The organism is Fibrobacter sp. UWR4, assembly GCF_003149045.1.
In the GTDB taxonomy this organism is placed as follows: Bacteria; Fibrobacterota; Fibrobacteria; order Fibrobacterales; family Fibrobacteraceae; genus Fibrobacter.
In genome coordinates, this window is record NZ_QGDU01000004.1 from 55,758 (window position 1) to 76,370 (window position 20,613).

The 20,613-nt window shown below is 49.2% G+C and carries 19 protein-coding genes; 8 read left to right on the forward strand and 11 right to left on the reverse strand.

The annotated features are described in order from the left end of the window. Positions 1–34 precede the first annotated feature (34 nt). Together BGX12_RS02665 and recQ are read right to left on the reverse strand one after the other, a co-directional pair. On the reverse strand, positions 35–2,443 hold the full coding sequence (locus BGX12_RS02665) for a DUF748 domain-containing protein (RefSeq protein WP_109734547.1): 2,409 nt from the start codon (positions 2,441–2,443) through the stop codon (positions 35–37). 21 nt (positions 2,444–2,464) lie between these two features. Beyond that, positions 2,465–4,324, reverse strand: a complete 1,860-nt coding sequence (gene recQ, locus BGX12_RS02670) for a DNA helicase RecQ (RefSeq protein WP_109734548.1) — start codon at positions 4,322–4,324, stop codon at positions 2,465–2,467. A 338-nt stretch (positions 4,325–4,662) separates the two neighbouring features. Between recQ and BGX12_RS02680 the strand changes: the two genes are divergently transcribed. Together BGX12_RS02680 and BGX12_RS15275 are read left to right on the forward strand one after the other, a co-directional pair. Beyond that, entirely contained in the window at positions 4,663–4,866 is a 204-nt protein-coding gene (locus tag BGX12_RS02680) for a hypothetical protein (RefSeq protein WP_109734549.1), read from the forward strand. 40 nt (positions 4,867–4,906) lie between these two features. Continuing rightward, positions 4,907–5,089, forward strand: coding sequence for a hypothetical protein (locus tag BGX12_RS15275; RefSeq protein ID WP_146196223.1), 183 nt, complete (start codon positions 4,907–4,909; stop codon positions 5,087–5,089). A gap of 177 nt (positions 5,090–5,266) precedes the next feature. Here the strand turns inward: BGX12_RS15275 and BGX12_RS02690 are convergent, their stop codons facing one another. After that, positions 5,267–6,154, reverse strand: a complete 888-nt coding sequence (locus tag BGX12_RS02690) for a hypothetical protein (RefSeq protein ID WP_109734551.1) — start codon at positions 6,152–6,154, stop codon at positions 5,267–5,269. 52 nt (positions 6,155–6,206) lie between these two features. Between BGX12_RS02690 and BGX12_RS02695 the strand changes: the two genes are divergently transcribed. From BGX12_RS02695 to BGX12_RS02715, 5 genes are all read left to right on the forward strand, one after another. Beyond that, entirely contained in the window at positions 6,207–7,079 is an 873-nt protein-coding gene (locus BGX12_RS02695; RefSeq protein WP_233246218.1) for a sugar phosphate nucleotidyltransferase, read from the forward strand. 111 nt (positions 7,080–7,190) lie between these two features. Continuing rightward, positions 7,191–7,997, forward strand: a complete 807-nt coding sequence (locus BGX12_RS02700) for an RNA methyltransferase (RefSeq protein ID WP_109734553.1) — start codon at positions 7,191–7,193, stop codon at positions 7,995–7,997. A 42-nt stretch (positions 7,998–8,039) separates the two neighbouring features. After that, positions 8,040–8,477, forward strand: a complete 438-nt coding sequence (locus BGX12_RS02705; RefSeq protein ID WP_109734554.1) for a dUTP diphosphatase — start codon at positions 8,040–8,042, stop codon at positions 8,475–8,477. A 257-nt stretch (positions 8,478–8,734) separates the two neighbouring features. Next, positions 8,735–9,718 carry a diaminopimelate dehydrogenase gene (locus tag BGX12_RS02710; protein WP_073286485.1) on the forward strand — a complete coding sequence of 328 codons (984 nt, stop codon included), beginning with the start codon at positions 8,735–8,737 and terminating at the stop codon, positions 9,716–9,718. Between the two features lie 82 nt (positions 9,719–9,800). Beyond that, the gene (locus BGX12_RS02715; protein ID WP_109734555.1) at positions 9,801–10,823 is read left to right on the forward strand and encodes a DHH family phosphoesterase; all 1,023 of its coding nucleotides are present in this window, start codon (positions 9,801–9,803) and stop codon (positions 10,821–10,823) included. Here BGX12_RS02715 and BGX12_RS02720 read toward each other — a convergent pair. Further along, entirely contained in the window at positions 10,820–12,166 is a 1,347-nt protein-coding gene (locus tag BGX12_RS02720) for a hypothetical protein (RefSeq protein WP_146196224.1), read from the reverse strand. The two genes, BGX12_RS02715 and BGX12_RS02720, sit on opposite strands and share 4 nt — an antisense overlap. 145 nt (positions 12,167–12,311) lie before the next feature. Continuing rightward, positions 12,312–12,722: a hypothetical protein gene (locus BGX12_RS02730; RefSeq protein WP_109734603.1), complete on the reverse strand. Its 411-nt coding sequence runs from the start codon at positions 12,720–12,722 to the stop codon at positions 12,312–12,314. A 49-nt stretch (positions 12,723–12,771) separates the two neighbouring features. Between BGX12_RS02730 and BGX12_RS02735 the strand changes: the two genes are divergently transcribed. Further along, positions 12,772–13,323 (forward strand): hypothetical protein, encoded by a 552-nt coding sequence (locus BGX12_RS02735; RefSeq protein ID WP_109734558.1) that lies wholly within the window; start codon positions 12,772–12,774, stop codon positions 13,321–13,323. A 3-nt stretch (positions 13,324–13,326) separates the two neighbouring features. On the opposite strand, the gene BGX12_RS02740 is transcribed toward BGX12_RS02735, so the two are convergent. The 6 genes from BGX12_RS02740 to hisI all read right to left on the reverse strand — a co-directional run bounded on the left by BGX12_RS02740 (position 13,327) and on the right by hisI (position 20,612). Continuing rightward, positions 13,327–14,541, reverse strand: a complete 1,215-nt coding sequence (locus BGX12_RS02740; protein WP_109734559.1) for an SUMF1/EgtB/PvdO family nonheme iron enzyme — start codon at positions 14,539–14,541, stop codon at positions 13,327–13,329. 24 nt (positions 14,542–14,565) lie between these two features. Continuing rightward, positions 14,566–15,405: a diadenylate cyclase CdaA gene (gene cdaA / locus BGX12_RS02745; protein WP_109734560.1), complete on the reverse strand. Its 840-nt coding sequence runs from the start codon at positions 15,403–15,405 to the stop codon at positions 14,566–14,568. Then, on the reverse strand, positions 15,392–16,282 hold the full coding sequence (gene folP / locus BGX12_RS02750) for a dihydropteroate synthase (RefSeq protein ID WP_109734561.1): 891 nt from the start codon (positions 16,280–16,282) through the stop codon (positions 15,392–15,394). The genes cdaA and folP overlap by 14 nt, the downstream gene beginning before the upstream one ends. Position 16,283: 1 nt before the next feature. Beyond that, positions 16,284–18,377 carry an ATP-dependent zinc metalloprotease FtsH gene (gene ftsH / locus BGX12_RS02755; protein WP_233246219.1) on the reverse strand — a complete coding sequence of 698 codons (2,094 nt, stop codon included), beginning with the start codon at positions 18,375–18,377 and terminating at the stop codon, positions 16,284–16,286. 123 nt (positions 18,378–18,500) lie between these two features. Continuing rightward, positions 18,501–19,802 (reverse strand): tRNA lysidine(34) synthetase TilS, encoded by a 1,302-nt coding sequence (gene tilS, locus BGX12_RS02760; protein ID WP_109734563.1) that lies wholly within the window; start codon positions 19,800–19,802, stop codon positions 18,501–18,503. Between the two features lie 459 nt (positions 19,803–20,261). Next, positions 20,262–20,612, reverse strand: a complete 351-nt coding sequence (gene hisI, locus BGX12_RS02765; RefSeq protein WP_109734564.1) for a phosphoribosyl-AMP cyclohydrolase — start codon at positions 20,610–20,612, stop codon at positions 20,262–20,264. Between the last annotated feature and the right edge of the window lies 1 nt (position 20,613).

The following is a 20,613-nucleotide window of genomic DNA, read 5'->3' on the forward strand; positions in this document are numbered from 1 at the left end:
AGGGAGCCGTTCTTATATCGTTTTATACAGGGAATTACTGAACGTCCAGCTGGACCTTGTAGGCCGGCTTGCCTTTGTAGTTCACCAGGTCCTTGCGAGGTGCGGTAATGACCTGCAGGTTTTTCTTGGTTACGCCCTTCTGCTGCTGGAGAACCTTCAGCATTTCCTGGTTGCGCTTGTCTGCCATAGCGAGGATTTCCTTTTCCAGGGCGGTGCGGTTCAGATCCTTGGAGTGAACCTGGGCGTATGCAACGAAGAGGCTGTCCTTGTCTTCAATGGCGATGATTTCTCGTTCATCCAGTTCATTAAGCGTCGACTTGCCGGTCTTTTCCCTGTAGAAATCTGTCTTCAGCTTGCGGGTGCGGAAGGCATCAACAGTCTTCTTCAAGTTGAAACTCTGAACGAAGGTCATCTTCAGTTTGGGATCGGCCGTGACGGACTGGACCATCTTGCCCGCCTTGTCGAACTGTTCGCTTTCGAAGCTTACGTTCATGGGGTCGATAAGCACTTCGTCATTCTTACCTGTGTTGATTCCAAGTGCCCCTGCGCCGGAATTTGCCAAATTGCCCACCAGCTTGAGGGGTGAAACAGCAACCTTGATCAGCAGGTTCATGACTGTTTTCCAGATAATTTTGCCGTAGGAAAATTCCGGATCCTGGAGGTTTCCCTTTACAGGAACATCGAACTGAATTTTGTCATCCTTATCCTTCAGGATGTACAGCCCGATCTTCATGGGAACGGTAAATTCCGGATCCGTGTTGGGGTCCTTGTCGCCTACGTCGATGTTGTAGATGTCGATGGTGTTCTTGCTGTCAATTTCGTACTTGTTGATCTTGTTGTCGCTTGCGAAAGCAAGAGTGCCTGCACTGATGGGATAGCCTGTAAAGTGATGACTATAGGGGGTAAAGTGCTTCAGGGCCAGGTTCTTGACACTGATGTAGGCGTCCATGGTGCTCATGTCGGAAATGGCACCCTTGTACTTGACGCTTACGCTGCCTCCATCAGGGAAGGAAGCGTTCACGTTGACGGAACAGGGGGTGTCGAAATTGATATTGTTTCCGGAAACAGTAATGTTGCTGACATTGAAGGAGAACGGTGTCTTGAGGGTTGCGTCATTAGCGGTGAAGTTGGTGTTCTTGACCAGCAATTTGTTCAGCATGAACTTTAACGGTTTGGCGGCTTCAGTGGGTTTCTCTTCTTCTGCCTTTGCTGCGGCTTGGGCGGTAATTGCCGCTGCGGAAGGATCTGTCGGGGCGTCGGCAACAGTGACTGAATCGGTCATGTCCACAGCTGTGCTGGCGGAATCGTTTTCAGAAGCTGCGTTGGAGTTGCTCTTGAGAAGAACGTCGAAATTGGTCCCTTTCTTGAACATGTCGAAATGGGCGTTAACACCGTCTACAACTACGGAATCCACTCGAATGTCCATGTCGTTGATGTTTGCCTTGGCAATGCCTACATCAAGTCGGTTCAGACTGATTGACTTGCCGGAAGTTTCCGTAAGGATGATATTGTCCAGGGAAATATGTCCCTTTACATCGGAGTTGATGGGCTCATTGACATTGCCGGTTACGTCCAGGTCTACATCCAGGTTTCCTCCAAAATCCTTATAGGTGAGGAAATCCTTCATGTAGGGCTTTGCGCAGGCCAGACTGAACTTGTGGAGGCCTACAGCTACGTTGAAGTTGGATGTTTCCATATTGAACAGAAACTTGACATTCAAGTCTCCACCGTCGGCAAACTTGAGGGTGAGTCCAATGTCCGTATCCTGGTTGCTGAAGTGGATGGCGGGAATCAGCAGGGAGAAATCCACCAACTTAAATTTGGAACCCACCTTCTGGTCCTTGTAGATAATATTGCTCTTTTCGATGGCGATGTTATCGATGGCGAGGCTCAATCCGTGAAGTGCTTCGGAAACGCTATTGCTAATGTTGATGGTATCCGACTTGGCGGAATCTGTCTGGACTGCTGCAATAGTATCGATGACGGGTGCGGATTCGGTGACATTGGAGTCTGCTGCAGTTGTATCTGTTGCGGCGACTTTCTGGAGAATGTCGCTGAAGTTGAACTGGTCTCCATTCTGAATAACCTGGGCGTAAAGTCCTTTCAGGTAGATTTCGCTGACGCAGATTTCCTTGGAAAGGAGATGAGAGGGATCCAGATTGATCCTGAATTCCTCAAAGCCTACAAAAGGAGTCTTGCCGTCCTGTTCAAAAACGGTCAGAGAATCAATGGACAATGTGAAGGAGCTGAGACTCAGGCTGATATCGCTGATTTTTACATTACGTCCAATGAGCTCCTGGGAATGTTCCTCGATATAGCTTCTAACGAAGGAGGGCGCTACCTTTATGGCGCTGAACAGGATGACTACAAGAATTCCTAGGATGATCAGGAACTTGTAACGTTTCTTGAGGGACCAAAACAGCTTAAACGGATTGTACTTCATACTTGCTAAAATAGAAATGTTTTAGTTTTCGTTAATCACGTCCAGGAAATCCTTGCCGTATTTGCTGAGCTTCATTTGACCAATTCCCGGCACCTCGGCAAGTTCCGTAAGGCATGTGGGGCGCCTGTGGACGATTTCCAGCAACACTTTATCGCTGAAAATCACATAGGGCGGAACGCCGGCCTTGTCCGCCAAATTCCTGCGGTGTATGCGCATTGCTTCGAATAGGGTTGCATCGCTGCCTTCCAGTTCTTCCTTTGCGCTGAGGCGAACGTGTGTGGGTTCGCTTGCTGATTTCCCGAAGGATTTCTTACCGGTGGATTTTTCCTTCGGGGCGACCATTTCGTCTGTTACCAGGGCCAGCTCGATCTTCTTTTCACCAAAGAGAACCTGTTTTCCAAATTCTGTAATTCGCAAAGTTTTCTGATCGGTATAGCTCATGGTGAGGCATCCCAGGTGAATCATTTGCTGAATGTAGGCTCTCCATTTTTCGGCGGGCGTTCCACTGCCCACCCCAAAGGTTTTCAGCTGGTCGTATCCTCTAGTGATGATATCGAAACGTTTAGAACCCCGCAGGATGTCTATGATCATGGCGGCATTTTCCTGCTCGTGGGTTCGGGCGATGGCGCTCAACGCCTTTTGTGCCAGGATGGTGCCGTCAAAACGTCTGGGAGGATGGCGGCAGATATCGCAATTTCCGCAATTGTCTTCCTTGATTTCGCCAAAATATCCCAGCAGGATTCGTCTTCTGCAGATGAGACTTGTAGAATAATGCTGGATTCGGGCCAACTTTTCCAATTGGAGGTTGCGTTGGGCTGCATCCGGGCAATCCTGGGCGAATTTCGCCAACTGGACAACATCCCCGTCTGAATAAAATAATAGGGTGTCCGCCGGCAATCCGTCGCGACCTGCTCGACCAATTTCCTGGTAGTAGCCTTCCATATTTTTCGGGGTGTTATAGTGAATCACGTAACGAATATTACTTTTGTCGATCCCCATGCCGAAGGCGATGGTGGCACAAATCACTCGGGTGCGGTCAAAGAGGAAATTGTCCTGGACTCGAGCTCTTTCTTCGGGACTCATCCCTGCATGATAGGCTTCCGCATGAATCCCCTCCTTTGCCAGTTCGTCTGCAACGGTTTCCGTCGACTTTCGGGATAGGCAGTAGATGATGCCAGCCTCATTTCGACGATCGTTAATAAAGTCCACGATCTCGCCTAACTTACTCTTTTTCGTATAGTTGGCCTTTACCGTCAGGGATAAATTCTTGCGGTCGAAACTATCCTGGATCAGGTTTTCCTGGGGTATGGAAAGCTGTTGCAGGATGTCCTCTCGGGTAATCGCATCCGCGGTTGCCGTCAGGGCGAGCATGGGTACGCCGGGAAAATTTTCCCGCAGTTTAAAAAGCTGGGTGTATTCCGGACGGAAATCGTGCCCCCACTGGGAAATACAGTGGGCTTCGTCAATCGCGAACATGGAAACGTTGCCCTGTGGCAACAGATGGTCCATTTCAAAAGTCAGGCGTTCCGGCGAGATGTACAACAGCTTGAGTTCGTCCCTGCAAAATGCCTTGCGGATTTCTGCGGCTTCTTCCGTGGAGAGGCCGCTATTCAGTGCCGCTGCCGCAATTCCGTTTTCCTTCAGGGAGTCTACCTGATCTTTCATCAGGGCGATTAGGGGCGAAACTACCACGGTGCACCCGTCAAATACGAGCGCAGGAATCTGGTAGCAGATGGATTTGCCTCCGCCGGTGGGCATTAAGGCTAGAGTATCTTTTTTGTCTAAAACTTGCAGAATGACTTCTTTCTGCTTCGGGCGAAAATCGTTAAACCCGAAATATTCTTTCAGTTTCTTTAGGGCGACATCGTACAATTCGTTCATATTTTAAATATAGCAAAAGTGAACGAATGTGCAGGTATGTCTAGGTGGGTTTTCCTAAAAATAGACGCTTTTTCACGTTACTATACGGTTTGTTTTCTTTTGTAAACATTTGCCGTACGTTGCGTAAGACCGGCTACTAAATCTAGTGCGGTGACGAGGACACCGTTTACGTATGGAATGGAACCGACGGTGCTGATGGTAAGGATGGTGTTGACGGTAAGGATGGAGCTGATGGAAAAGATGGCGTCGATGGAAAGGATTTATCTTCCTGTACGCTTGTTTCCAGCACTGAAGTCAACGGCTTTGATGTTCTCTGTGATAATCAGTTTATTGGCTACTTGCTCAATGGCGAAAACGGCAAGGATGGTGCTCCTGGTAAGGAAGGTCAGGATTTTATGCCCTCCAGCTCTAGCTCCAGCGTTGTAGAACTTTCTGAAGCATGTAAGACTTTGCGCGCTACAAAGAATGAATTCGTTCCTTTGGAAAACGTATTTGATTGCGTGCTTCCTAATGAAAAAGTTGTGTTTGTATCGAGAGATTAATCTTAAGGCCTATGAATGTGACAATAATTGGGGACAGTGTGTGTTCCAACATTGGCCCAACTATCTTTCTGGTGCCGCCATTATTGTTAATGAAAATGATGAAAGGGTTTTTGTTCCTGTACGTGGCCTAGAAACAGGATATTTGGGCTTCCATTGTCCCAATAACAGCGATTATAATGGACTTTATAGTTGCAAAAAATGGGAAAAAGACGTTGGATGGTAAGGCGATAGAATGCCTTGCCGACTTTGAACTAATTAAAAGACCTGGGACAAAGTCCTGGGTCTTTATTTTTTTTGCGTCCTATTTTATTGTTCAAAAGTTTGCTTTGATGCCATCGTGCAAATACAGTCAATAAACTGCACTTTCATAGTCATACAAATAGGCTTGACAGAGCCATTTCTAGGCGGATTTCTTTTCTCGGGTAAGGATCAGTGTGATGATTTCCAGGACTAGGAAACTTCCGCTAATAACGAGAACCGCATTTCTAAAGTCTGCGGTAGGGACAAATGCGTTCAGAGCTACAAAGGCCACCGGGCATATAACTGCGAACTTGAATCGTCTTTTAATGAAAAGAACATACAGGATTAATGCCAGTATGGCTGCTGTAAAGAATAGAATGGAAGATTCCATGGGGATCGCTTCCAGAGTATCCTCCAGGGCAATGAACAGCAGGCCGATCTGTTGTACCAGCAACGCAAGAATTGCAAGGCCGATACCGACGATTCGCAGAATATGGATATTCTCGTTTTTTAGGCTGATAAAGAAGTTCTGGATGGCGCCGCCTGCCTTCTGGGATTGTCCCGTAACGGAAAGTTCCAGGAAAATGGTGGGGAGGGAAAGGATTGCTGAAAAGTTGGCGCAACCCTTGGCGATGTCTGCTCCCATGCCATACCAGGAAAGATGCTGGGTAGTGTAGAATAGGGAGGCGAATGCTACAATGGGGATGAACAGGGCAGGAATCCAGGTGAATCCCTTGCACTTGTAAGCACGAATCAGGTAGACCAGGGAGAATGCCAGGGCTGCCAGGGTGATAAGAATCGCTTCGTAGTTGAAGGTGGCGCTAATATGTTCCAAACCTTTACCGAAATCATAATCGTGACCGCTGGTCCATCCGTTAATTACCGTAAAGGCCGTTGCAGCGATGTTCAATACCAAGGTAAAGATGATGAACACCATGGCGAAAACTCGCAGCGGGTGCATCTTCTTGCTGTTCTCGCGGATTGCTTCCTTGGAGGAAAAGTCCTTGAGAACATTGACCGTTTCATTCTTGATTTGATTCAGTGCCATGGGGTAAGCCTGTTAAGTTTTCTCGGTGCACTAATATACTATTTTTTATGCTATGAAATCCAATGATTCAGAAGTGTTGAACGTTCTTATTCTTGCTGCCGGCCTTGGTACACGCCTGCGTCCCTTGACCAGCGATGTTCCCAAGCCTCTTGTACCTGTGGTGGACAAGAGTATCTTGGAACAGCAGGCAATTAAGGCCCGCGCCATTGGCAACGTTCGTCTCCACGCCAATGCCCATTACCTTGCGGACCAGATTGTGGCCGAAGGGGGGCGCCTGGGTTTTGAAAAGGTTTGGGTTGAACCTGAAATTTTGGGAACTGCCGGCCCCCTTAAGAGAATTTATAATGAAGGTTACCGCGGTGGATTGTTGATCATGAATGGCGACGCTTATTGCGGTTTTGACCTGAAGGCTTTCGTAGAAAATGCAAAGGCCGCATTTGCTGCTGGTGCGCAGAATGGTGCTGCCCCGGGTGTGGCTTTGCTTGCCGTTGATTTCCCCAAGGTGAATACTTTCCGCGTAGGGAAGGATGGTCGCCTGAACGGTGTAGCTGGTCGCTTTGGTTTGGATGAAGGCCGTGCTGCCACATTCTCCGGCGTATCTTATTACAGCGATGAAGCGTTGGCTCGCATCAAGGATGGCGAGTTCGATATTCGTGAATTCTGGAAGCAGGAAATTGCCGCGGGCCGCCCGCCCTATGTGGACATGAGCCAGCTGAATGCCACCTGGATTGACATGGGCTCTCCGGAAGGCTTGTGGGATGCTACCGCAGCCCGCCTTAAGGAACTTGGAGTGGACTGCTGGGATAGTGCCGCCTTGACGGTGGACGCCGCGAAACGCTCCATCGTGTTCGCTGGCGCCGAAGTGGGCGAGGGCGAAAACATTGAAAACGGAATCCGCGGTAAGGATTTCTGCTGGAAGATTTAGGCTGACGTCATTCTGAGCGAACACACTGTGTCATCCTGAGGAGCAAACACTGTGTCATCCTGAGGAGCGAAGCGACGAAGGATCTAGAACGTTTTGAATTAAAGGAAGAATATGAGAAAATTTAGAGTCGTTTTAGTAGAACCGGAACACCCTCACAACGTAGGCTTTGTTGCCCGCGCCATGCATTGCTACGCCCTGGATGAACTGTACATCGTTTACCCCAAGCGTAACAAGGTTATTGAAAATTCCTACCACACTGCAGCCAACAGCCACGACATTCTGGACAAGGCTACTATCGTCCATACCTTCCAGGAAGCCATCGGCGACTGCTCCTGCGCAGTAGCTTTCAGCCGCCGTATTTTCGGCAGCGCCATCAAGCATTGCATGGTTCAGGATCTTTCTGAAATGTTGCCGGAAGATGGCACCATCGCTTTGGTGTTCGGTCGTGAATCCTGCGGCCTTGCTCTTGAAGAAGTGAACGCTTGCACCTACCAGTGCGAAATTCCGGTGCCGGGCTTGATGAGCTTGAACCTGGGTCAGGCTGTTTCCATTTCCCTTTATGAACTGTGCCGTTCTGGCGCCTTGGCAAATGGTGAAGGCCGCGCCAAGCGCGGTTCCAAGGGGGCCTGCGAAACCCAGCCCGCCACCATCGATCAGATCAACGGCTTCAAGAAATTCCTGGACCGCTATTTGACCGGTCAGTATCACGACCAGGCCTGGCGCGACAACTTCCTGAATACCTTGCTCCAGCGACTGCACCCCACCCGCAACGAATTGAGCGCCTTGTTTGGCTTGCTCCGTAACGTGGCGGGTAAGCCCGCCCGCCTGGAACAGGCTGAAGACCGTGCCGCAAAGGCTGCTGCCGCAAAAGCCGCAGAAGCAGCCTCCGTTGAAAATTCGGAATCTGCGGATAAGTAAAAACACGTCATTCTGAACGAAGTGAAGAATCCAAGGGAAAACATGGCTTCCAAAAAAATCACTATTCAATATCTTGACGACTCCATTCCTCGTTTGGAATACATCGGCGGAAAGTCCGACTGGGTCGACCTGAGTGCGGCAGAAACCGTGACCCTGAGGAAGGGCGAGTTCAAACTGATTCACCTGGGCGTTGCCATGAAGTTGCCCGAAGGCTACGAGGCGCACCTTGCACCCCGCAGTTCCACCTTCAAGAACTTCAAGATCCTGCAGACCAATTCCGTAGGCGTGGTGGATTCCAGCTACTGCGGCAAGGGCGACTGGTGGAAAATGCCGGTCTACGCCACCGAAGATACGACCATCGAAAAAGGTTCCCGTATCGCACAGTTCCGCATTATGGAAATCCAGCCTACGCTGGAATTTGAAGAAGGCGAGTTAGCCGACAAGGATCGCGGTGGCTTCGGCAGCACCGGGGTGAAATAGATTTGCAGCACCAGGCTGAAGTAATCTAGCGAAAACCAAAAACTCCCCGAAAACAGTAAAAATATGGTTTACAAAAAATGTAAAACAAAAAGTGTAAAAAGGCTAATTTTTACATAAAATGTAAAGAAATTGACTAAAAACGGCTGTTTTTGTCTAAAAATTGACAAAAAACTTGTAGCTTTGTTTTTCACTCTTTGTTATTTTTCAAGCGCAAAAATTGAAAAATCACTAAAAAGCCCCTTATAAGGACAATTATTATGGCAAAGATTGCTATTCTCGGTTATGGTAACTTGGGCCGCGGCATTGAATGCGCAGTCAAGAAGACCAAGGACATGGAACTGGTTGCAGTGTTCACTCGTCGTGATCCGGCTACTGTCAAGATTCAGACCCCGAACATTCCCGTTCTCAACGTCTCTGAAATTGAAAAGTGGGCCGACAAGATCGACATGCTGGTGATCTGCGGCGGTAGCGCTACCGATCTTCCCAAGATGACTCCGGAAATGGCTGCAAAGTTCAACGTGATCGATACTTTCGACACCCACGCAAACATTCCGACCCACTTCGCAAACGTTGACGCCGCTGCTAAGGCTGCAGGCAAGATCGCCATGATCTCCGTTGGTTGGGATCCGGGTATGTTCTCCCTGAACCGCGTCTATGCAAACGCAATCCTTCCGGATGGCAAGGACTATACCTTCTGGGGCAAGGGCGTTTCTCAGGGTCACTCCGACGCTGTCCGCCGCATCAAGGGCGTGAAGAATGCTAAGCAGTACACCTGCCCGGTTCCGGAAGCTCTGGACGCTGTCCGTAGCGGTTCCATGCCTGAACTGACCACTCGTCAGAAGCACACCCGCCTCTGCTACGTGGTTCTTGAAGAAGGCGCAGATGCAGCCTACGTCGAAAACGAAATCAAGACCATGAAGAACTACTTCGATGAATACGACACCACCGTCAACTTCATCAGCGAAGAAGAATTCAACAAGAATCACAGCGGTCTCGCTCACGGTGGTTTCGTGATCCGTACCGGCAAGACCGGCATGAACAACGAACACACTCACGTAATCGAATACAGCCTGAAGTTGGACTCCAATCCGGAATTCACTACTGCTGCTGTGATAGCATTTGCCCGTGCAGCTCTCCGCATGAAGGCTGAAGGCAAGACCGGTTGCTTCACCGTTCTCGATGTGCCTCCTGCATACCTGAGCGAACAGAGCGGCGAAGAACTCCGCGCACACTTGCTGTAACCGCGCGATCTTTGAAAGAAATTTCAAAAAAAGACCTCGGTTTTATCCGAGGCCTTTTCTGTAATAGCAAACATAATAAAGAATGATGAATTTATATCGTAAAGCCATTGATTCCCTAGATTGGGGTACTCAGCCCGCCATTGTCATAGGCCATAAAGCTCCCGATGGGGATTCTGTTATGTCTGCTTTGGCCTATGCATATTTGATGCGGCAGTTAGGTCATGATGCCGTTGCTTTCATGGCGGGGAGGGCTAATAATGAAACTCTGTTTGCTGCAAAGGCTTTTTGTATTGAATTGCCTCGGGTTTTGACAGATGAGTCTGCGTTGAAAGATCTGAATTCTGTCCGAATGATCCTTATGGACCATAGCGATTATGCTCAGTCGGTTGAACTGACTCGGAAATGCCGTATTTTGCAGGTGATTGACCATCATGGTATTGGTGATATTTGCGAATCTAAACTTATTTACGGTAAATATATGCCAGTTGGCTCTACCTGTAGCATCGTTTATTCCAGTTTTAAGGAATTGGATGTGGAAATAACGCCTGATGTGGCTAAAATTCTCCTTGCGGGATTGCTATCGGATACCTTGAATTTGGTAAAGGTGACAACGACGGATGTGGACCGCTTGATTTACAAGGAACTTTTGGAAATCCTTGCTTCCGTTTGGAATGTGGATGCATTTGCTGCCCAGGAAAAAGCCAATGGGATTTATCAGGGAATGGTGGAGGCGGCTCACGATTTCAGTTCCATGACTGACGAAGAAATATTTAATTCCGATGCAAAGGATTATGACTGGAATGGAGTGAAGTTCCGTTTGGGAAGTCTTGACTGGAAAGATTCTGCGTCTATAGACCAATTTGCTGATAGAATGTTGCAGGTAATGCCTTCCATTATGGAAAATGCCGGAGCCCAAATGATTTTCTGTCGAATAGGTTTTGAAGAAAAGACTTGCATGGCTTATTATGGTTCCGACGAATCTGTTGTGGATATTGCAGAAAAGGCGTTTGGAAAATCCAAATGCCCAGGAAAAATTTTCAGCGATCGAAGATTAAGCCGCAAGTTGGATGTCATTCCCATGCTGGCGAAGGTTCTTAAACCTTAGTTATCGTCCGGGAATACTCTTAGGTAGGGGTCGTTCATTGCTGTGGCTGGTAATACGGTTGTATTGCCTTCGTTGTCGGTAATGATTGCGAGGCCAGTCAGGTAGTTAATCCAATAATTGAAGTCACCCTCATGCTGATGGAATTGTAGGTGAACTTGGCGTTTGCTTGCCGCCGTCACGAAGGGAACTAACAAATTGTCGTGGGAAATGGCGATTGTAACGTTGTGCATCTTCTCGTAGGTAAAGTAGGTGTCGATAAATTCCGCTAATCGATCGTCTGCGTCATATAGCCCGTCTTGGCATGCCTGACTTACATCATCTTCGTAGGCGGCGTAGGAATAGGCGGACCATCCCCAGCCAAATCTGCTTTTGCATTCCTGGAATTTATCATCATCCCTAATCATGTAGGATTCCTCTAGATCAGCGGTTTCCAGCTGGTCTACTCCCTCTTTGGTGGAGAAGGGAATGGCTGATTCAGAAAAACTCTGTCCTTTGCCTTCCGAAATTTTCAGGATGGTTTCCATTGTGCGATAGACACGGGTGTGCATAAAGTAGATGTCTTCCACGTCTTGTAATTTTTCGCCGAATTCGAACGCTAGTTTCCTGCCGTTGTCGTTTAGATACTCCTTTGAACCGGATTTGCTCTTGTCCCTTTCGGAATGTCTTAGGATAAATGCAACCTTTTCTGTCTTTCGGATGCATTTTAGGAGCTCTGTAACTTGAGGGAAGGTGTCCAATGTACTGCGGAGAGTAAGGCATTCTTCGCTAAGGAGCTGCTCTTCTTCTGAACTGGAGGAGAATACCTCTTCGGATCTGGAGGATATGGAATCATCGGAGCTGGAGGATGAGGATTCTTCGGAACAGGAGGATATGGAATCTTCGGAACTGGAAGACTGGATTTCTTCGGAACTAGAGGATTCCACAATGGGTTCAGGGGGCTGTTCAGAACTTGATGACTCGATAATTTCTAGACTGGATGATGATATTTCATCAGTACTGGAGGATAAAATTGCTTCTTCGGAACTGGACGATTCAATTGCGTCGGAGGAACTTGATTCAGCGCTTTCCTGTACACTAGATGAACTTATTTCTGCGACGCTAGAAGAAGATTCGTCTGTTTCGGTAGAGAAACTGGATGTTTCGGGAGTATCTGAGCTGGAAGAGGATTCCTCGCTTTGGGAACTAGAGGAATCTACCTCATCGGAACTGGAGGACTCATTTTCGGAAGAACTGGAGGATTCGGTTTCGTTGGGTGAACAGGAGGAAACCGTGTGGGAGCAGGCTGCTACACCAATTGCGAATGCTATCGATAAAATGATGACAGGATACTTCTTTTTCCACATACCCTAAAACTAGCTAAGTTCAAGGCTGTTTTAAATATCCGATGCAAACAAAGTGTTGTTATTTTGTCCAAAGTAATTGTGTAAAAAATCCCGAGTTGTTGAAACTCGGGATGGACTTTTGCGGAAAATATAAAGTTTGTTTAAATTAGTTTTCTGCAGGAACTTCGGTGGCGGGTTCTGCTTCTACCGGAGCGGTGAAGGTTGCCTTGGACAGGGTTGCGAAGATCTTGTCGTAGGAAGCCTTGTCGATGCGCTTGTATCCGGTAACGATTCCGCTGAATTCGTAATAGGCGGAGTCGCCCCTGACGGTCATGCAGTAGTCCATGTTCAGGGAGTTCTTGCCGCAGAGTTTCTTGTCGTTTGTAATCTGGGCAAAAAGATCGCCGTTCTGATTGCGGATGACGTAATTCTGTTCGTTCTGAAGAACTTCAAAAACGATGTTGGATTCGCTTTCATGCCAGTAGCCGACGAAGTTGGTGCTGGAGGACTTGTCACCGCAGGCGGTAAATACTGCTGCGAGAATAGAAAGAGCGGAGAACAGGATAATTTTCTTCATGTCCATAAAATAGTATTTTTGCCACTAGAAAAAACAGTGCTTTTGTAAAATGAAATTTCTGTATAGGCATATTTTCCTTCTTCTCCCGATTCTTTCGGTGATGGCGGTGTACTTTGTATACCGGATGATTCAGGAAGATAGGCGGTCCATCCCCAAATATGAGCCCAAAGAGGTGGAGGATACCTGGTCTGCAGAAGAGTATATGCGTCATTTGAACATGCGGCCGTTCAATAATGATGAGGTCCATCGCCTGCTGTTGAAGCGAACCCGGCAAAAGCAGGGGGTGTACCTGGAGAGCATGCCTTCCATCATGGATACAATAGGCCTTGAAATTGTAAATGCCTATCATGTGGTTTTAGGGGATGATTATGTCCCTGTCATTTCCAGCGGGAATGATTTTCCTGGACATGTAAGAACTTCCAAACACTACATGAATGCTGCCTTTGATTTCCGCATCAAGGACGTTCCCTTGAAAGAACGCCATCGGTTAATAGAAATGGTTACCGATAGAATCGGTAACCGTTGTAAAGTGATTTGGGAAAAGGGGGAGGCGGAACACCTCCATGTGGAGCTTCTGGACCCGTTTATTCCTAAGGATTGATCCTTACTTGCAGCAGCGGAAGCCTACACTGGGATACTGATTCTGGGGGTAGAAGCTAAACTTGCTTTCTGTGCACTTGCTACCGTTGTTGGTATTCCATGCGCCACCTGCGACCAGGTACATATTGGGATGATCCTTACTGGTAGAAGAAGTCCATTCCCACAGGTTTCCGTTCATATCGTACATGCCCCACCAGCTACGGCACTGTTCCTTACGGCCTGCACGTTTTGCTGCAGTGGTATTTGTGTTACACTTGTTCTGACGATAGGAATCGCCGTAGGAGTACTTGGTATTGTCTTTACCGCGGCATGCGGCCTGCCATTCTTCGATGGAGCAGAGATGCTTGCCTTCCTTGGCGCATGTTGCGGCCGCCTCTTCCTGGGATACCATGTCCATGGGCTTTTCATCAGCTTTGTTGGGGTATTCGTATGCGTCTACGCAAACAGTTTTGCCGCCAACGGGAACGGGGTAGGCGTTCTTGCCGCAAATGTTGTCGCTGGCCATGTCGTACTTGGCTTCTTCCCAGGCGGTACGATTACCCACGGAGTCTTCCGCAAAATAGAATACGGAACCGGTCTTGTTGTATTCCATGGCCTTGCCCGCTTCCACAGGATTCAGGGTGTCTCCAATGGATAGGTAAGTCTTGCATTTGATTTCATCGCACTTGACCTTAAGCTTGATGGGGTCGTAGTAACGACCTGCGGGAGGTGTGATTTCTGCCACCGGCGGAATCTTGTCGGAATTACGAATGCTGTCCTGAATTCTCTGCTTTTCGGCTTCTTCTGCCTTGAGCTTTTCTGCGGCTGCGATGCTATCGGCGATGGCCTTGTTTGCCTTGTCGATAGAGTCCTTGATGGCGGCCAGACTGTCATTGACATGCTTGATGCTGTCGCGAACATGACGGATGCTATCTCGATTGATCACAGGCTTAGGGGCTGCGGGTGTGGTGTCCACTGCGGGGACGGTGTCCTGCTTGACGGTATCCACAACAACTTCTTCCACAGGTGCCTTTGCTGCCTGGAGAATGCTGTCCAGTTTATGGCGACGCTGTGCTTCAAGTTCTGTTTCCTTTGCCTTGGCGATGGCTTCCTGCTTCATGTCGTCCAGATGGCACTGCACTACAAAGAGAGCCACCAGCAAAAGGAACATGATCAGGAGGATAATCGTGTTACGTCTCTTATGATTCGTTTTCGGCTGATTGTTATTAGGCTGATTCATAATTTTCTCAAATGCAAAGTTTTGTTAGTCGGCTTGTTCTGTGGCTGCGTCGCCCTTACCGGTGTCGCGCACATCGTTGAACAGTTCGCCCCAGTGACGGATGATTTCATGCTTCAGTTCCTGAACGCTGAGGTTTCGTCTAAGAGTGTTTCGGTAGGCGATGGAAATGAAACCGGTTTCTTCGGAAACAACAATCACCAGCGCATCACATTCTGCGGCCAATGCCTTTGCTGCGCGGTGGCGCATGCCGTAGCCAGCTTCCTTTTCGGCGTTGCCAGTAGGCATGGGCAAAATACAGCCGGCAGCAACAATGCGCTTGCTATTGACAATGACAGCACCATCATGAAGTGCCGAGTTGGGGAAGAACAAGGCTCGCAAAAGTCGGGAACTGATTTCTGCGTTCAGAATTTCACCGGTGTCGGCGTAGTTCTTCAAGCCCACGCGCTTTTCAAGAACGATCAGTGCACCAGTCTTCGTCTTTGCCAGGTCCTGTACGGCAACGGTAATGGTCTTGGTGATTTCATCCAGACCGCTGGAATGGAAGAAAATGGTTTTAAAGTCCAGTTTACTTGCTGCCTGACCGATTCGGGTCAATGCGCTTCGGATTTCCGGCTGGAACAAAATCACGATGGCGATAATACCGAGGGTTGCAAGGTTACTGATAATCCAGGCGATGGTGTGCAGTTCCCACCACTGGGCAATGAACCACACGAGGATGAGAAGCAAACCGCCGAACAACATCTGTGCTGCACGAGTTCCTCGGAACAGAAGGAAGATGTAGTAGACAATGATGGATACCAGCAGCACATCCAGGATGTCTGCCATACGAACGTCAATAATGTCAAATAGCTTAAATAGAACCATTGCTCATGGCCTCCAGATAAAGCATTGATTCTTTTGCTTCCTTCACGTCGTGAACGCGAATGCAGCTGGCCCCGCCAAGGGCGGCAACGATACCTGCGGTTACCGTCGGGATCAGTCGGTCACTGTTTTCCAGTCCCTTCATCTTCCCGATGTAGGATTTGCGGGAACTGCCGATAAGAACGGGGTAGCCTTCTGTAAGGAAGTCTTCGGTAGACTTCATCAAGTCTACGTTATCCTGGGCTGTCTTTCCAAATCCAATGCCAGGATCAAGACAGATCTTTTGGGGTTCGACGCCCAGTGCGATAAGCTTCTTCACTTGTTCCATCAATTCGTCACGAACTTCCTTCACTACGTTTTCGTAGGGCTTGAAGTCCTGCTGCATGGTACCAAAGTTTCCGCGGATATGGTTCAGTACGACGGATGCACCTGTATCCGCTACCGCCTGGACCATGTCGGGATCCATAGTCAAAGCGCTGATGTCGTTGATGATATGGGCGCCTAGTTTCATGGATTCTCGGGCTACCTTCGCCTTTACGGTGTCGATGGAAATGTAGAACTCACGACCAGAAGTCTTTGCGTAATCCACCAGGCGTTCCACCAGAGGACATACACGGCGGATTTCTTCATCCACGGGGACAGGGGTGCTTCCGGGTCGGCTACTTTCGCCGCCAATATCCAGGATGATTGCGCCTTCGTCTAGAAGTTTCAGGGCGTGCTTGAATGCTGCGTCCAGAGTGTTGTGCTGACCGCCGTCAAAAAAACTGTCCGGAGTTACGTTCACGATTCCCATGATCAGTGGAGTGGGCTGACAGGATAGGAGAGTGTTTCCGACTTTCCAGGGAAGTGCACGGGATTTGGACAGCAATTCGTTAAGCATCTTAAGCCTTCGGTTCTTCTTCTACTTTTGCTTCTGCTGCGGTTTCTGCAGCGGGTGTTTCAACACTTGCGTCGGCGGTTTCATTGCCTTCCGCCGGAGCAGGCTTTACTTCGCTAACAGGTGCATCTGCTGCCGGAGCAATGGGCGGCTGTTTACCGGGATCAGGAGGCGGGGTGTCTTCCTTTTCCCTCTTGGCGGCAAGTTCTTCCATGGCCTTGTACTGGCGGCTCTTCTTGGTGCCTTCCAGTTTTTCGCCAGCCATGACCTTGTCGATTTCTTCGCGGTCCAGGACTTCGAATTCGAAGAGAGCTTCTGCCAAGGTCTTCAGCTGTTCGCGGTTCTCTTCCAAGAGGTCCTTGGCGCGCTTGTCCAGGTTCTTGATAAGGCTGTTCACCGCATTGTCGATCTTCTGGGCCATCATTTCGGACATTTCCTTAGGCTTGCTGATCTCGCGGCCCAGGAAGACTTCGCCATCGGTACGGCTGTAGCAGACAGGTCCGATTTCTTCGTCGAATCCCCATTCGGTCACCATCTTGCGGGCAAGTTCCGTAGCGCGCATAATGTCGTTGCTTGCGCCGGTGCTTTGATGGTTGAAGAAAATCATTTCGGCCAGGCGGCCGGACATCATGATCATGATGCGTTCTTCGGCGTATTCGCGGCTGTAGCTGACCTGGTCGCGTTCCGGCAGACTCATGGTCACGCCCAGGGCACGGCCTCGAGGAATGATGGTAATCTTGTGCAGCGGGTCGGAGTGCTTGCACAGCAAAGTCATGAGGGCGTGGCCTGCTTCGTGGTAGGCTGTATGGCGTTTTTCCTCGTCGGTCATGAGCAAGGTACGACGTTCGGCGCCCATGGAAAGCTTGTCGCGGGCTTCCTCGAAGTCCAGCATGGTCACCTTCTTGTTGTTGAAGCGGGCGGCCATCAAGGCGGCTTCGTTCACCAGGTTTTCAAGGTCTGCACCAGCAAGACCCGGGGTACCCTTTGCAACTGCCTTTACATCCACGTCGTCGGCCAGAGGAACCTTGCGCTTCTTCAGGTGGACGCGGAGAATTTCTTCACGCCCCTTCAGGTCCGGCAGACCCACCACAATCTGACGGTCGAAACGACCCGGACGGAGCAAGGCCTTGTCCAAAACGTCCGGACGGTTGGTGGCGGCAATAAGGATCACACCTTCGTTGGCGGTAAAGCCGTCCATTTCCACCAGCAACTGGTTCAAAGTCTGTTCGCGTTCATCGTGACCGCCACCCAGGCCTGCACCACGCTGGCGACCTACGGCGTCGATTTCGTCGATGAACAAAATGCAGGGTGCGTTCTTCTTACCGGTTTCGAAAAGGTCACGGACGCGGCTTGCACCCACACCCACGAACATTTCCACGAAGTCGGAACCGCTCATGCTAAAGAAGGGAACGCCTGCTTCGCCTGCAACAGCGCGGGCAAGCAACGTCTTACCGGTACCCGGAGGACCAACCAGCAAAGCTCCCTTGGGAATGCGGCCACCAAGGGCGTCAAACTTCTTGGGGTCCTTTAAAAATTCAACCAGTTCCTGCAGGTCCTGCTTGGCTTCGTCGCAACCTGCCACGTCCTTGAAATAAGTCTTCTTCTTCTGGTCCAGCTGCTTGGCCTGGCTCTTGCCGAAAGCGAAGGGACCCTTGCTTCCGCCACCCATCTGGTTGCGCATCATGATGTAGAAGAATGCAATCAGGAGAATTGCCGGGAGGAATGCTACCAGGGTGTCCATCCAGGAGGTTTCCTCGTGAATGACCTTGACCTTCACGCTCTTGTAGTGTTCCCAGCCGGAAATCTGTTCGTTGGTCACTTCCAGCATGTGGCTTCTGAAATGCTTGGAATTGGAACCTTCGCTTGCCCCTCTGGAGAACTTGGCAAAAAGCCCTTTGTCCTTCTTTGCCTCGGCGGCTTCTTCAGAAGTAAGCTCGCGGGCGCCTTCAATAATGATTCCGCCCTTGGTCTTTTGCAGGGACAGTTCCGTAATGACTATGGTGGAGTCGCCCATCATGGCTAGGAACTCGGTTCGAGTCATGTCGGTACCGTCATCCTTGGATGCCAGCGGGAACATGACGAAAAGAATGAGAATCATTACAATGAGGATAATGAAATTCTTGCTTTTATACGGGGGCGTTGGTTTTCCCGGGTTTTGACTCATATTTTCCTTTTTTTCGGTAGGTTTTTACACCTTTATCGTTACTTTCTTTTAATTCGTCTACTTCTTTGGCTTATGTCGGATTCCTTCGACGAAAAATACTCTTGAATCGCGTGCAAAAAGGGGTAGGCTGTCGTGCATCCACTGGGGAATTCCCTGTTCACGGAGCCATTGTTCCAATTTGCGGGCCTTGATTTTTTCGTCGGCAGGCCAAAGCACATCCCCTTTTGAGCGATAGCGCCACTGACCGATTAAGCCTGAAAATTTATCAGTGCTAAAATACAAATTATCAAGATCGTTTTTGGGCGGAGCACCTGAAGAAACGTCGCAAATCCATAGAATATTGCGACACTTTTCCATCAGGATCGTCTTGCATTGCAATCTTTGTAAAAAGGGGTAGGGGATGGAGGTTCCCTGTTCTCTTAACGGAAGTAGAAAACCTTTTGAACCGAGCCAGAGACGGAACAGTTCCGCTATCCCAAACCCGTCCTTCGCTGTGGTCCCGAACTTGTTTCGGGATCCGCTTTCAAAGGCTGTTTTTAGAATATTTAAATCCAGAGCCAAAACCTTCCCGTAGCAAGCATATTTGGATTCAAAGGGCCACTGCTCCTGAGGAATTACCGCGGGTCCGAAAAGCTCGTGATTTTTTAGGACAATCTTGTGGTACACTCTTTCTGCAAGGTCCGCTATTCTACAGAGCTGCAGGCTGGCGCCCGGATTTGAAATTTCCAGATGGGGGAGGCTTTCATGACGGATCTTGTTTCGAGCGAAGGCTGTGTTCGCGTTGCTTTCGTCTTCCCGCCAGGTCAAACCGTTTGCTTCCGCATAATCTTTCAATTCCCCGCGGGTTATGTTCAGGAAGGGACGGTATAAAAATAAGGAATGGAATGACCTTACTTCCTGTATGCCTCGGAGTCCTGCCAGGCCAACCCCGCGTCGTAATCTCAGGTATACCGTTTCCGCCAGGTCCCCTGCATGATGTGCCGTAACAATAACGTCTGCCTGACTCTGGTCGGCGAATTCTTTCAGGGCGTCATAGCGGGCGTTTCGTGCGCTTTCCTCAAGGGATCTGCCCGTTTCCTTTAGGATGTGACCATCCAGTTTTTTCATGAAATACGGAACGTTATTTCTTGTGGCGAAATCCTGGACCAGTTCTTCATCCAGGTCTGCAGAACCTTCTCTCAGTCCATGATGCACATGGGCTATAGAGAGATGTTTTATTCCTAAAACGGATTTGTTTTGGATAAAGTAATGGGCTAGCGAAATAGAGTCCAGACCACCGGATACTGCCAGCAGTACCGAGTTCCACCTGTTTTCCTTGATGAGGCTTGCAATGTGGGGGAGGAGCTCTTTTAAGTTCACGTTTGGAATATAGCAATAATCCAGTTGCTGTTCGTATAGAGGGTTGTGGCCATTGATTTTTTATCCATAGTTTTTTTTTACAAACAGATGTCATGTATACAGAAATTTTACTAAGTTTAAATCGTTGGGTAAAAAAGGAGGACTACAAGAGATTTTCTCTCATCGTCCCCCCTACATTATGGTTTTGTCAAAAAGCGAGTGCCAACGCTTGTTTTTTGTGGTGCGCCTGTTGGTGTCAGGTGCTCATTTAGAGAAAATCTCTACACACATCCCAAAAAGGCGCCGGGGAGCAATCCTCGGTGCTTTTTATGACCGCTTTGTCAGTACGTCCGGATATGAACCTACGATTTGCCAAAGCTCTCGCCTGCGTCGGCTTGTTGATACAACCCGCCTCCGGCTCACGGAATGACCGCTTTGTCAGTACGTCCGATTTTTTTTTGAGTCCTGTTTTGAATAAACTTATTTTTCGCAGGTCTTGAAGAAACAGCTGCGGGCGCCGGTGTGGCAGGCTACCTGGGGGCCCTGCATGCGGACCTTGAAAAGAAGAGCGTCGCTATCGCAGTCGGTAGCCCATTCCACCACGGTCATCACGTTGCCGCTGGTGTCGCCCTTGTGCCAGTATTCCTTGCGGCTGCGGCTCCAGAACACCATCTCGCCACATTCCTGGGTGCGGCGGAGGGCTTCTTCGTTCATCCAGGCCATCATGAGCACGTCGCCCTTGTCAGCATCCTGTACGATAGCGGGGGCCAGCTTCACGCCGTCCACTTCCACTTCGAACTTCACTTCTTTCATGATATCTTCAAACTTCATA

Excerpts from the sequence above, each read along its gene's own strand:
- BGX12_RS02700 (WP_109734553.1), top strand. The coding sequence starts at position 7,191 with ATGAGAAAATTTAGAGTCGTTTTAGTAGAACCGGAACACCCTCACAAC.
- ftsH (WP_233246219.1), bottom strand. The coding sequence starts at position 18,377 with ATGATTCTCATTCTTTTCGTCATGTTCCCGCTGGCATCCAAGGATGAC.
- BGX12_RS02735 (WP_109734558.1), top strand. The coding sequence starts at position 12,772 with ATGAAATTTCTGTATAGGCATATTTTCCTTCTTCTCCCGATTCTTTCG.
- recQ (WP_109734548.1), bottom strand. The coding sequence starts at position 4,324 with ATGAACGAATTGTACGATGTCGCCCTAAAGAAACTGAAAGAATATTTC.
- folP (WP_109734561.1), bottom strand. The coding sequence starts at position 16,282 with ATGCTTAACGAATTGCTGTCCAAATCCCGTGCACTTCCCTGGAAAGTC.
- cdaA (WP_109734560.1), bottom strand. The coding sequence starts at position 15,405 with ATGGTTCTATTTAAGCTATTTGACATTATTGACGTTCGTATGGCAGAC.
- BGX12_RS02740 (WP_109734559.1), bottom strand. The coding sequence starts at position 14,541 with ATGAATCAGCCTAATAACAATCAGCCGAAAACGAATCATAAGAGACGT.
- hisI (WP_109734564.1), bottom strand. The coding sequence starts at position 20,612 with ATGAAGTTTGAAGATATCATGAAAGAAGTGAAGTTCGAAGTGGAAGTG.
- BGX12_RS02690 (WP_109734551.1), bottom strand. The coding sequence starts at position 6,154 with ATGGCACTGAATCAAATCAAGAATGAAACGGTCAATGTTCTCAAGGAC.
- BGX12_RS02730 (WP_109734603.1), bottom strand. The coding sequence starts at position 12,722 with ATGAAGAAAATTATCCTGTTCTCCGCTCTTTCTATTCTCGCAGCAGTA.
- BGX12_RS02705 (WP_109734554.1), top strand. The coding sequence starts at position 8,040 with ATGGCTTCCAAAAAAATCACTATTCAATATCTTGACGACTCCATTCCT.
- BGX12_RS02720 (WP_146196224.1), bottom strand. The coding sequence starts at position 12,166 with ATGTGGAAAAAGAAGTATCCTGTCATCATTTTATCGATAGCATTCGCA.
- BGX12_RS02715 (WP_109734555.1), top strand. The coding sequence starts at position 9,801 with ATGATGAATTTATATCGTAAAGCCATTGATTCCCTAGATTGGGGTACT.
- BGX12_RS02665 (WP_109734547.1), bottom strand. The coding sequence starts at position 2,443 with ATGAAGTACAATCCGTTTAAGCTGTTTTGGTCCCTCAAGAAACGTTAC.
- BGX12_RS02695 (WP_233246218.1), top strand. The coding sequence starts at position 6,207 with ATGAAATCCAATGATTCAGAAGTGTTGAACGTTCTTATTCTTGCTGCC.
- BGX12_RS02710 (WP_073286485.1), top strand. The coding sequence starts at position 8,735 with ATGGCAAAGATTGCTATTCTCGGTTATGGTAACTTGGGCCGCGGCATT.